Raw genomic sequence first — 11,934 nt, 5'->3', positions numbered from 1 at the left:
ATTCACCCTCTTCGTGGCTGGCAAAATTCTCCAAATTTTCCGATAATCAAGTCTTTAAACTAATTGAAGATGTGATGGAAACGCGACTTCCGCTATACAAAAAACTGCTGGTAATGTACCGCATAGAACCGGGGTGTCTTGGGCCGCAAGGTGCTGACTACGTCGAGGAGTTTTGTGTATTTGCCAAAAAAAAGCTAAAAGACAACCATGGTCATTGTTTGCGATGGACCATTAAGCCCCGCTACGACAAGACACTGCCCGAGCTTGAATTCCAGATAAAAAATGCCGTACTTTCCCGTGACAATGCGGCTAAATATATGGATAGCTTTGGCATTGATATCGACACTTTTGAAGAAGAGTTAGAAGAATCACTCGCCGATTTGGTTGATGCGTTTTTTGAGCGCTAACTTTTATATTGAGCAGCTATGGTATACGTCGCCGTCAAAAACACTGAACAGCGAAAAATTTTTCTAAGACCAGAGCCCGAAACCACGTCTCAAAAAAGGAAAAGACAAAAAAGAAAAGTACAAAAAAGCCCCGCCATTTCTGGCGAGGCACGCTTATTCATTTTGTTAACGTGAAGCAGCAAACTAGCTTGTTAGACTAGTTTAAAGATTTCAGCTTTTGGTAACCTTCAGCTTCTAGCTCATCATTTACGCACTCCAATACAAATGCGGCTTCTGACTTGCCTTTTGTGCCTTCTTCTTCAGCGATTTCTTTACAGAACTGAGTTAGTTCAGCTACTAGTTCCGCAGGTGCTTCTTCTGATGCAGCTGCAATTACAGAGAACGCCATTGCGCTTAAACCTACTAAGCCTAAACCTATAAAGCGTAAACCTTTCATAATTACCTCGTTAAATAGTTGTGTAAATATTTACGAGCTGGATATTGCGCCTAAGTTTTACTATTAAAAAGCTAATTTTTTTGTTCTAGAAGACAAATTCTTTTCATCAAAAATTTAGCAATTTTTTTGACTCTTAAAGTGTCAGGAAGCGAATAGTTAAGGTGGGAAGTTTTTTTGATATCTGGGTAGTTCAGGATTTAAGTGAATGGGCTAGGCTCACGCTAAAGTGTAAACCTTTGATGGGCATTTTAAAGGCTTTTTGGCATAATGCGCGGCCTAAAGTAGAAAAGTAATGACAGCGCTGAAACCATGCCCACAATAAATAACGTATTCTCTTCAGATGGCCTCCTTGCGGGTGCTATCAAGGGGTTTGTACCTCGCGAAGCTCAAACTGAAATGGCAAAGGCGGTTAAGCGTGCTATTGATACTACGGGTAGTTTGATTGTTGAAGCGGGAACGGGAACAGGAAAAACTTTCGCCTATCTTGCGCCAGCATTGTTGAGCGACGGAAAAGCCATTGTTTCTACAGGGACTAAAAACTTACAAGAGCAGCTATTTCACCGCGACTTACCACTGGTAAAAAAGGCCTTGGGCAGCAAGCGAAAAACGGCACTGTTAAAAGGCCGTTCAAACTATCTTTGTCTTCACCGGGTCGCGCAGCACAGCGGCAACTCTACGCTGGTTGAAAAAGAGGTATTGGGTCAGCTTTCAGAAGTGAAACGTTGGTCTAGTACGACGAAAACAGGTGATATGGGGGAGCTTAAAACCCTTCCCGAAGATGCCCGTGTTTTACCGCTGGTTACCTCTACTGTGGATAATTGCTTGGGCCGCGATTGCCCAGATTATGAAGATTGCTACTTGGTAAAAGCGCGCAGAAAGGCGCTGGAAGCAGATATTATCGTAGTTAATCACCACCTTTTCTTTGCAGACATGGCACTTAAAGACACAGGGTTTGGCGAGCTCATCCCTGAAGCTGATGCGATTATTTTTGATGAAGCCCATCAAATTCCTGATATTGCGAGTGATTACTTTGGTGAGTCACTTTCGACAAGACAAATTCACGACATTGCGAAAGATATCACGCTGTTGTTCAGAACAGTGCTAAAAGATGCTGGGCAGCTAGATAAAGCGGCTGACAAATGCAGAATGATTGCCTCTGATTTACGGTTATTGTTCCCAGATACTGCGGAGCGGGGTAACTGGGCTGAGGCGCTAGATCGTGACGACGTGCGCATGCAGGTGGGCAAGCTGGCCGAAGCGCTAGGTGTACTGCATGAGGTGTGCAAGTTACATATTGGCCGCGATAAAGATTTAGACAACATGTACGAACGCGTTGTGGCTGCAAGAGAGCAGTTAGATGCGTTAAGCGATAACAAGCAAGAAAATGTGAGCTTGTGGTATGAAACGACTCAGCGTCACCTCATTATGCATTTAACGCCATTATCGATTGCGGCTAAATTTAGGCGTTTTGTATCATCGCCGCCGCGAGGATGGATTTTTACCTCGGCAACCTTAATGGTAAACGGCGGTTTTGATCACTTTCAGCGCCGCATGGGCTTAGAAGATGCTGAAACGTTGGGTTTGGATAGCCCGTTTAATTATCCTGAACAGGCCATGCTATGCGTACCCCGTTATTTACCCGAGCCCAATAGTTACGCTATGCGCGAAACCTTGTTAGAAACAGCTAAGCGGCTAATCAAAGCAAGTCGAGGTAGATGTTTCTTACTGTTTACCAGTCATGCCATGCTTAGGGAAATTGCGCAGAAGCTAGAAGATGAGATAGACAATCCGCTACTGGTGCAAGGGACTACCACCAAGCAAGCATTGTTAGATGCCTACCTTGCAGATGAAAAAGCCGTACTAATGGGCACAGGCGCATTTTGGGAAGGGGTCGACGTACGCGGCAACGACTTGGTTTGCGTGATGATTGATAAGCTGCCGTTTGCGTCACCCGATGACCCGCTGCTTCAAGCGCGCATGGAAGATGTAAAGAAACGAGGCGCAAATCCATTTGGCGTTATCCAAATTCCCCAAGCTGTTATTACGTTAAAGCAGGGGGCTGGGCGACTCATTCGAGATCCATCAGATAAGGGCGTACTGGTAATTTGTGATAATCGATTAGTGACAAAACCTTACGCCAAAACCTTCGTTGGTAGCTTACCGGATATGAAGCGTACAAGAAGCTTGGACGAAGTAGAAAAATTTTTAGCCGGCATTGATGAAGCCTAAGTTAAAGCACTGAAAAAAGCGGTTAGCGTGTATTACACCATTACCCCATTTTCAGCTTATATGAAATAAGAGATAAACATGAACATTTTAGCTATAGATACCGCAACCGAAGCCTGTTCGGTTGCGCTTCAGTTCAACGACACAGTGATTACGCGTTTCGAAATATGCCCTCAGCAGCATAGTCAGCGTCTTCTACCCATGGTGGATGAGGTGTTAAAAGAAGCAAAAGTTTCGCTGGGCGACCTAGATTTATTGGCTTTTGGCCGAGGTCCAGGCAGCTTTACTGGAGTTCGTATAGCTACGGGTATGATCCAAGGACTTGCGCTAGGAACGGGGTTAAAAGTCGCCGGCGTAAGTACCCTTGAGGCGATGGCGTTTGAAGTGGCGAATAAAGCTGAAAACCGAGAGGCGATGATAGCTGTTGCGTCAGATGCGCGTATGGGTGAAGTGTATTTTGCTGTTTATAGGCAGACAGAAGAAGGTGTTTCTCTCACTATAGAAGAGCGAGTTTGTCCGCCCGAAGTGGCTATTGACCAACTAAACATGCTAAGGGAAGAAAATAGCGCGGCTGTGATTGCTGTTGGCACAGGCTGGTCTGCTTATGATGAGCTTACTCAATGGAAGTCTGAAGTCATTGGTGAAACAACGTGCGATGTTACACTTCCAAACGCGCAATTCATGCTAAAGCTTGCACACGATGCTTATGACTTAGGTGAAGTGTCTGAAGCCGTGAATGTACAGCCTGTTTATTTACGCGATAAAGTAACGTGGAAAAAGTTACCGGGAAGAGAGTAGAAGCACTAAAAAACGTACCGTATTAAAGCGAACGCAACACGACGGTTTTCTCTTGTATGGTACGTTTTTTGCCTCAGCAATCTCGTATGATTATCAATAATAATTTCGCATTACCGTCTTCCGAACCTTCGCAAGGCCGTGTCGCTAAAATTAACAAAGACCCCGAACAGCAAAGTAAAGGGCAAAGTGAGTCGTCTTTCAGGGCGATCGTTGTTGCGCCCGACGAACAGGGAACGGATAACGCCAAAGCGTACCAACAATTTATCCGTGAAGATGGCAACACCTATTCTCAAAATGCGATAGCCTCTTACACCAGTTTTGAAAAACAACAGCAACGTGAATCTATCCAATCAATGTTTGGCGTAGATATCTACGCATAACTCTCCACACGCCATTGCTTTTTACTTACAAACTAATTCTAGCGAATTGTTAAATTTCACAAACAGTGTTGAACAAACTCCTATTATATCTGCTCTAATCTATGTGTTGTATTTACACGCTTTCTTGTTTATGAAACAGATAAGTTGAACGACAGTGGTTGTCGTTTCGTAATAATGCTAATGTTTAAGTGCTGGAGTGCGGTTTTTCTTTGTAACTGAAAGAGATACGTAAAAGTATATTAGAGTTTTTAGATGTAGTGCCGCATGTGGATTTCATTTGGAACACTTGGCGTTTTATTTGTAATCCATACAAGCGCAAAATTTTTCTAGGGTTCACAGGAGCGCTTTAATGTCTCGTTATTTAGTTTTACTTACGGTCATGTTGTTTACTGGCTGTACCATAGTTCCAGAAAGTATCGATGTACCAGAGGGTACCCAGTTAGTCAGCTACTCTAAAGCGGTCACTTCGGGTGCTAATGAGCAAGGTCAAAAGGCGCGTTGGGGAGGGATGATTGTTGGTGTTGAAAATAAACCTAATAAGACTCTTATCGAACTTGCTCACTTCCCCTTGAACCACTACGGTAAACCTTCTACGAACGGCGAAACGTCGGGTCGATTCAAAGTTCAAATAGACGGTTTTGTTGACCCTATTGTTTTTGAAGAAGGACGTTCCGCTACATTTCTAGGCACACTTACCACGCCAACTGCTGGCATGGTGGGGGAGCAACCTTATATTTATCCGACGATCATCGCTGAAGACTATCATATGTGGAGAAAACAAGAGGTTTACGATGTAAACACTTATTTCTTCAATTACCATACAGGTTGGTACTCACCATTTTATCGCTTCAATGGCCCTTGGATGTACCCGCACTTTAATCGAACTCGAGTTATCCGTTATCAAAACGCGCCTAGCAAAGCTAAGTTACCATCGCGCAATTCAGGAGCGAGTAACTCCAGAACAAAGTCGACAGCGCAGCCTTTGCGCGCTGATAAACAAAAATAGTATCAAGAAACGGAGCGGCATCTAATTGCCGCTTTTTTATTTTCGGCGGAAGATGGGTGTAAAGGAGGCGGCAACTATTTGCCTGTATGGAGTTTTATGATTGAAACAGAGTTCAATATTGGATCATTACGCCTAGCTGCGTTAGACAACCAAGGTGCTGGCAAAGTTGTTATCGGTTTGCACGGGTACTTAGATAACGCAGAAAGCTTAAGGCTGCTATCGCCTTACCTACAAACCCACCGCTTTGTTGCAATTGACTTAGCAGGGCATGGGCGTTCATCTCATCGAGTTCATGGCGCGCATTACAACCAAGCAGATTACCTGCAAGACTTGTACGCCTTAATTGAGTCCCAAAATTGGGAAGAGGTTATTCTACTAGGGCACTCACTTGGGGGAATCCTTGCTAGCTTATTCGCAGCTCTCTTCCCAGATAAAGTCTCTGCCGTTATTAGTATTGACGCATGCGGCCCGCTTACAGAAAGTGAAGAGACTACCGCATCGCAAATGCGAGAGTCTATTATCAGCCGTCATGCCAAATCCCGTAATAAGTTGCGGATCGTTGATTTAGAAGATGCCGTAAAAGCGAGATGCAAAATTTCAGACATTTCAGAAGATCACGCGCGTTCAATATTGTCTCGAAACTTAACCCAAGATGCAGGAGGGCATTGTTTCTGGGCGAGCGACCCAAAACTTCGTACAAAATCATCACTAAGGCTTACAGAAAAGCAGGCAGAATCTCTTATGCGTGCTATTGTATGTCCTGTACTTTTTATCGGTGCATCTAATAGCTTTAAAAATCTAGAGTTAGTCTTTCCAAAGAGGAAGGGGTGGTTTTTAAATGCACAATACGAACAATTAGTAGGCGGTCATCATATTCACATGGAAAATACTGATGATGTAGGGCTATTAATTCGCAATTTTGTTGAGCAATTGTAAATTGCGCCGTTTATTTTTTTTTACACTTCCTATACTATTCGCAAGTTATCAGACCAGTTACATGGGCACGTCTTCTAAAGTGCTCATTAAATAGTATAAGAATAAAGTAGAGGAGGTTTTGGTGGAAAAAACCTGGCTTAAGCATTACGACCCTCGCGTTTCCGCAGAAATCGATGCCGATCGTTACGCATCTGTAGTAGACATTTTCGAGCAGTCGGTTAAGAAGTTTAAAAACAAAGAAGCCTTCATTAACATGGGGCACTCAATTTCGTTTGAGGAGCTAGATACCTTATCAGCGCAGTTTGCTGCATACTTACAGTCTAGCGGCTTAAAACGCGGTGATGCTGTGGCAATTATGATGCCTAACCTCCTTCAGTATCCTGTGGCTATGTTTGGGATATTGCGTGCAGGTATGGTTGTGGTTAACGTTAACCCGCTGTACACCGCCCGCGAATTGAAACATCAGTTAAACGATGCCAACGCTAAAGCTATCGTCATTGTCGAGAACTTTGCTTGCACTCTTGAAGAGGTTATCGGAGATACTAACCTACAAGAAGTCTTTTTAACGGCATTGGGTGATATGTTGCCTGCTCCTAAGCGTTGGGTGGTGAACGCGGTTGTGAAGTACGTTAAAAAGATGGTTCCTTCATTCAACCTGCCTGAAACGACTTCATTTATGTCGGCGGTTAAAAAAGGTCAGTCTCTCAAGTACACGCGCCCGGACATCGACAGTGGCGATTTAGCCTTCCTTCAATACACAGGTGGAACGACCGGTGTTTCTAAAGGGGCTATGCTAACTCACCGCAACATGGTGGCCAACCTAGAGCAAGTGTCAGGTATTCTTGAAACCGTGATTGAAGAAGGCGAAGACTTTGTTGTTACTGCGCTTCCGCTCTATCACATCTTTGCGCTTCTGGCGAACTGCTTGATGTTCGTTAAATACGGTTGCCGGAACTTACTTATTACCAATCCACGCGACATGCCGGCTTTTGTAAACGAGCTTAGCAAATACCCGTTTACCATTTTGCCTGGCGTGAACACCTTATTTAATGGCCTGTTAAATACGCCGGGGTTCAGCGAGCTTGATTTTAGCAAGTTTAAGTTTGGTCTAGGCGGCGGCATGGCAGTTCAGCGCCCCGTTGCCGAAAAATGGGAAAAGGTTACTGGTACCGTTCTTCTTGAAGGTTACGGCCTGACAGAGTGTTCACCTGTTGTTGCGGTAAACCCTCCACAGATTGAAGCCTATAAGGGCGCAATCGGAATGCCGGTTCCTTCAACAGACATCAAGCTTCTCGATGACGATGGTAATCCAGTTGAGAAAGGCGAGCCTGGTGAAATGTGGGTGAAAGGCCCTCAGGTGATGAAAGGGTATTTGAATCGTCCAGAAGCAACAGAAGAAATTCTGAAAGACGGTTGGTTAGCCACAGGTGACATTGCTACGGTAGATGATGAAGGTTACTTCTATATTGTTGACCGTAAAAAGGATATGATCCTAGTCTCAGGCTTTAATGTGTTCCCTAACGAAATTGAAGAAGTAGCTGCAATGCATGACAACATTGTTGAGGCTGCGGCAGTTGGGGTTCCTCACGAGGTCAGCGGTGAAGTGGTGAAATTATTCGTAGTACGAAACGACGACTCACTCACTGAAAAAGACGTTATCGCGCACTGTCGTAATCACCTAACGGGTTACAAAGTGCCTAAGCAAGTTGTTTTCAAAGACGACTTACCAAAAACCAATGTAGGTAAAATACTGCGTCGGGAGCTTCGAGACTAATTTCATAGAAATAGTTTTGTAAAAGCCGGCGTAAGCCGGCTTTTTTATTACTGTGCAAAAATATGCAATATCAATTAATTACAACATCTGAACAACTTGAAAAAGTGTGCACTGCAGCACAGCGTCAAGAGGCGGTAGCCTTAGACACCGAATTTGTAAGGACCCGTACCCTTACGCCTCACTTAGGCCTGATTCAGCTTTACGACGGCCATCAACTGGTTCTTATCGACCCGCTTGCCATCGACAACATGGGCCCGTTTATCGAGCTTATGGAAAATACTGAAGTAGTAAAAGTACTGCATTCGTGTTCAGAAGATATAGAGGCATTTCTCACAGCCTTCGACACGGTACCAACACCCGTTTTCGATACACAGTTGGCGGGTAGTATTTTGGATATGGGGCCGTCACTTGGTTACGCAAAATTAGTGGAGCTGCTATGTGATATAACGCTAGATAAAGGAGAGTCGCGAACAGACTGGATAGCGAGACCCCTTCGCGAATCGCAACTGAGTTATGCCGCAAACGATGTATTGTACTTATTGCCATGTTACCAACAGCTAGCCAGTAAAGTGCAAGAAGCGGGCAAAGTGCATTGGATTTACCAAGAAATAGCGTTGCTAGTAGATAAAAAGCGTGCCCAAATGCCTGAAGATTTTGCTTATCTAAGCATTAAGAACAACTGGCGATTAAACAGCGAGCAGCTCACAGTATTACAAGCGCTGGCCGCATGGCGTTTAAATACGGCACGCAAGAAAGACTTGGCGCTAAACTTTGTTTTCAAAGAAGGCCATTTATTTGAAGCGGCGCAGCGTCTGATTGATAGTAAATCTGGCCTTTCGCGCATTAACGGCGTGAATCACCAATCGGTACGTCGCTATGGCGATACTATTATTACACTAATTGAAGAAGCAAGAGCGAAGTATGCGCAAACGCCAGAGAAGCTACGGTTACCTGTTGTGCTGCGGCTCATCGATATTGCTAAATACAAGAAAACCCTTGCTGAACTTAAAGTAATTAGTGATCAAATTGCAAAAGATAACAACGTTAATAGCGACGTTGTCGCCTCTAAAAAACAGTTAAATCAATTGTTAAAATGGTATTGGTTTCCGGTAGATGAGACCCGTGTACAAGGGTTAACGCCTGATGTGCTATCTACTTGGCGTGAGCCATTGTTTCGACCTCACGTAACCCGACTGTTAGGCGACGCGCCTTCCCAGTAACCTTCTACAAAACAATGTGGGCGTGCAAAAGTGAAAAATTTCACGGCCGCACTCATTACTAAGCGAGTAAATCATTTATGTTATGCGCAGTTTATAAAACGCGAAAAAAAGAAGGCATGTATTTATATGTGCCCAAAAAAGATCATTTTGAAGATGTACCCGAAGCGCTGATGGAAACCTTTGGTCGCCCGGAGTTAGTGACCATAATCGCTTTAGAAAAACGAGAAAAACTAGGTATGGTCGATAAGCAAAAGCTCATTAATGAGCTTACTGAAAAAGGTTTTTACCTGCAGATGCCACCTAAGGAAGACAACCTGTTAGAGCAGCATCGCGAATCTCTTGGACTTTCAAAAACTCCGGATAAAAAGTTTTAAATATTCATGTTAGTAAAAATGATAAACCGCTTAGTCGCTCGACTGACGGTTCACACTAAGCGTAGTAGCTACAGGTTGCTGCCCAAGCCGCTCAACGTGGCCGTGCTTATATCGAGTATCTCCTTAAGCCTTTCGGTTTCGGCTTACGCTGAAAACAAGCCGAGTAGTGACAATGGGCTTAGTGAAGAAGGCTTTAAACGCTATATCGCTCAGCTTAAAAACGAAGCAGCTGCAAAAGGTATAGATAAAGCTAAGCTAGAGCAGGCGTTCGCTGATATCACTTTTAGACCTACCGTTGTTAAATCTGATAAAAGTCAGCCAGAGAAAAAAATCACTTTAGATGACTATTTGGCAACGCGAGTGCCAGATTGGAAAGTAAAGCAAGCGGTTGGACAGTACAACGAACACAAAGAGCTGCTTGAAGAAATTGCCCAAAAATATGGGGTTCAGGCTCGGTTTATTGTCGCATTGTGGGGTAATGAGTCTAATTTTGGAAAAATTCAGGGCAATTTTAGCGTGTTGTCTGCGTTAGCATCTTTAGCCTATGAAGGGCGAAGAGAAAAGCTGTTTAAAGATAATTTTTTTGCCGCACTTCGCATACTTGATGAAGGGCATATCGATGTAAAGGCCTTTAAAGGTTCTTGGGCCGGCGCGATGGGACAAACACAGTTTATGCCTATATCCTTTTTAAACTACGCGGTAGATTACGACGGCGACGGCAGAAAAGATATTTGGGGCACCAAGGCTGATGTGTTTGCATCAATTGCCAACTACTTATCCTCTGAAGGATGGGATAGTGAGGGGACGTGGGGACGTCAAGTAACATTGACCAAACAGGTGCCGTTTTCAGGGTTAGCTAAATCGAATATGAAACCACTGACGTTTTGGCAAGAAAATGGTGTTAAACGCTATAACGGCAGCGAGCTTCCCAAAGCTAATGTTGATGCGTCACTGATTATGCCGGATGGTGAAAAAGGCCGAATCTACTTGGTGTATAACAATTTCCACACGCTGATGAAATGGAACCGCTCATCATACTTTGGTGTGTCGGTGGGGTATTTATCAGAGCGGATAAAGCGAGGTTACTAATGACTTATCGTCACATCGATTTTCAAGGTAATGAAATAGCGTTACCTACAAGTAAAGTGGTTTGTATAGGTCGCAACTACCTTGATCACATTCAAGAAATGAACTCTACGGTGTCTGAAGCACCGCTGCTGTTTATGAAACCTAAGGCTGCGTTGTGCCATATGCATGAGTCCATTGCTATTCCCACTGACAAAGGCGAGTGTCACAACGAGCTTGAAGTGTCAGTACTGCTAAAGTCACCGCTTAAAAATGCCAATGAGAATGACGTCACAAACGCCATTTGGGGAATTGGTTTGGGACTTGATTTAACCCTTCGCGAAGTGCAGGCCGAGCTGAAGAAGCAGGGGCAGCCATGGGAAAGGGCCAAGTCTTTTGATAACAGTGCACCGCTTTCAGGGTTTGTGCCGTACAGTGAAGTAGGTAACCTCGATGACTTGCGCTTTACCTTAACCATAAATGAAGAGTTAAGACAGCAGGGGCGTACACAGCTGATGTTACACAAAATCATTCCGCTAATTGCCCATATGTCATCTATATTTACGTTGGATAGTGGCGATGTGATCCTTACGGGCACGCCTAAAGGCGTAGGTAAACTCAGCCCTGCAGATAGGGTAGAGGCATCGTTAGAAGGCCTTTTATCGGTGTGCACAAAGGTAATAGCTGAATGACAGTAGCATTTTGGGAAACTAAATCTTTAGAAGACATGACCCAACAGGAATGGGAGTCTCTCTGTGATGGTTGTGGTAAATGTTGTCTGCAAAAGTTTATTGATGATGACGCGGTAGAAGAATACGAAGTTACCGATCATATTAATGATAATGAAAAGATTCACTATACCAATATTGTTTGCACGTATTTGAATACGAAAAAGTGTGAATGTACTCAATATGCAAGACGCACCGAGCTCGTACCAGATTGCGTGAAGCTGACTAAAGAAAACCTCAAAGATATTTTCTTTATGCCCAATAGCTGCACTTATCGACGCCTTTATGAAGGGCGGGGTTTACCCTCATGGCACCCCTTGTTGAACAAGGGTAAGAAAAATGTAATGCACGCAAAGGGTATGTCGGTACGGAACAAAACGGTGTTTGAAAGTGATGTGGATCTCAACAATTTTGAAGATTATATCGCCATTTGGCCGTTAGAAGATTTAGATTAAACCCTGCGAGTTGTGACTATACAAGTTCAACACCTCACCGTTGTTAATTTTGATTTTAGACTAAAGAGCGCAAGTGAAATGCGATTGACTCGCTTATACTTACGCTTTTCTTACCCGATATTCAAAGGC

13 protein-coding genes are annotated in these 11,934 nt (G+C 44.0%); 12 read left to right on the top strand and 1 reads right to left on the bottom strand.

Going from position 1 to position 11,934, the window contains the following annotated elements:
• Nucleotides 1-74 precede the first annotated feature (74 nt).
• Nucleotides 75-407, top strand: coding sequence for a hypothetical protein (locus ACXAER_RS03165; protein WP_136782985.1), 333 nt, complete (start codon nt 75-77; stop codon nt 405-407).
• Between the two features lie 196 nt (nt 408-603).
• Here ACXAER_RS03165 and ACXAER_RS03160 read toward each other — a convergent pair whose 3' ends face one another.
• Nucleotides 604-843 (bottom strand): hypothetical protein, encoded by a 240-nt coding sequence (locus ACXAER_RS03160; RefSeq protein ID WP_474826508.1) that lies wholly within the window; start codon nt 841-843, stop codon nt 604-606.
• 309 nt (nt 844-1,152) lie between these two features.
• On the opposite strand from ACXAER_RS03160, the gene ACXAER_RS03155 reads away from it, so the two are divergent.
• From ACXAER_RS03155 to ACXAER_RS03105, 11 genes are all read left to right on the top strand, one after another.
• Entirely contained in the window at nt 1,153-3,072 is a 1,920-nt protein-coding gene (locus ACXAER_RS03155) for an ATP-dependent DNA helicase (RefSeq protein ID WP_474826506.1), read from the top strand.
• 78 nt (nt 3,073-3,150) lie between these two features.
• Nucleotides 3,151-3,867 (top strand): tRNA (adenosine(37)-N6)-threonylcarbamoyltransferase complex dimerization subunit type 1 TsaB, encoded by a 717-nt coding sequence (gene tsaB, locus ACXAER_RS03150; protein ID WP_474826504.1) that lies wholly within the window; start codon nt 3,151-3,153, stop codon nt 3,865-3,867.
• A gap of 56 nt (nt 3,868-3,923) precedes the next feature.
• On the top strand, nt 3,924-4,247 hold the full coding sequence (locus ACXAER_RS03145) for a hypothetical protein (RefSeq protein ID WP_474826502.1): 324 nt from the start codon (nt 3,924-3,926) through the stop codon (nt 4,245-4,247).
• A 349-nt stretch (nt 4,248-4,596) separates the two neighbouring features.
• The gene (locus ACXAER_RS03140) at nt 4,597-5,253 is read left to right on the top strand and encodes a Slp family lipoprotein (RefSeq protein WP_474826500.1); all 657 of its coding nucleotides are present in this window, start codon (nt 4,597-4,599) and stop codon (nt 5,251-5,253) included.
• Nucleotides 5,254-5,349: 96 nt separating this feature from the next.
• Nucleotides 5,350-6,189, top strand: a complete 840-nt coding sequence (locus ACXAER_RS03135) for an alpha/beta fold hydrolase (RefSeq protein ID WP_474826498.1) — start codon at nt 5,350-5,352, stop codon at nt 6,187-6,189.
• 121 nt (nt 6,190-6,310) lie between these two features.
• Nucleotides 6,311-7,963, top strand: coding sequence for a long-chain-fatty-acid--CoA ligase FadD (gene fadD / locus ACXAER_RS03130; RefSeq protein ID WP_474826496.1), 1,653 nt, complete (start codon nt 6,311-6,313; stop codon nt 7,961-7,963).
• A gap of 62 nt (nt 7,964-8,025) precedes the next feature.
• Entirely contained in the window at nt 8,026-9,183 is a 1,158-nt protein-coding gene (gene rnd / locus ACXAER_RS03125) for a ribonuclease D (RefSeq protein ID WP_474826494.1), read from the top strand.
• A 77-nt stretch (nt 9,184-9,260) separates the two neighbouring features.
• A complete protein-coding gene (locus ACXAER_RS03120; RefSeq protein WP_474826492.1) occupies nt 9,261-9,557 on the top strand; it encodes a YcgL domain-containing protein in 297 nt (98 codons plus the stop codon).
• 6 nt (nt 9,558-9,563) lie between these two features.
• On the top strand, nt 9,564-10,646 hold the full coding sequence (locus ACXAER_RS03115) for a lytic murein transglycosylase (RefSeq protein ID WP_474826490.1): 1,083 nt from the start codon (nt 9,564-9,566) through the stop codon (nt 10,644-10,646).
• Nucleotides 10,646-11,314, top strand: a complete 669-nt coding sequence (locus ACXAER_RS03110) for a fumarylacetoacetate hydrolase family protein (protein ID WP_474826488.1) — start codon at nt 10,646-10,648, stop codon at nt 11,312-11,314. The genes ACXAER_RS03115 and ACXAER_RS03110 overlap by 1 nt, the downstream gene beginning before the upstream one ends.
• Nucleotides 11,311-11,805 carry a YcgN family cysteine cluster protein gene (locus tag ACXAER_RS03105; RefSeq protein ID WP_474826486.1) on the top strand — a complete coding sequence of 165 codons (495 nt, stop codon included), beginning with the start codon at nt 11,311-11,313 and terminating at the stop codon, nt 11,803-11,805. The genes ACXAER_RS03110 and ACXAER_RS03105 overlap by 4 nt, the downstream gene beginning before the upstream one ends.
• The last annotated feature ends 129 nt before the right edge of the window (nt 11,806-11,934 follow it).

Source organism: Alteromonas sp. AWJ4_199, from assembly GCF_056159165.1.
Note: the sequence above shows the minus strand (reverse complement) of the source record. Positions and strands in the feature narration are given on the sequence as shown.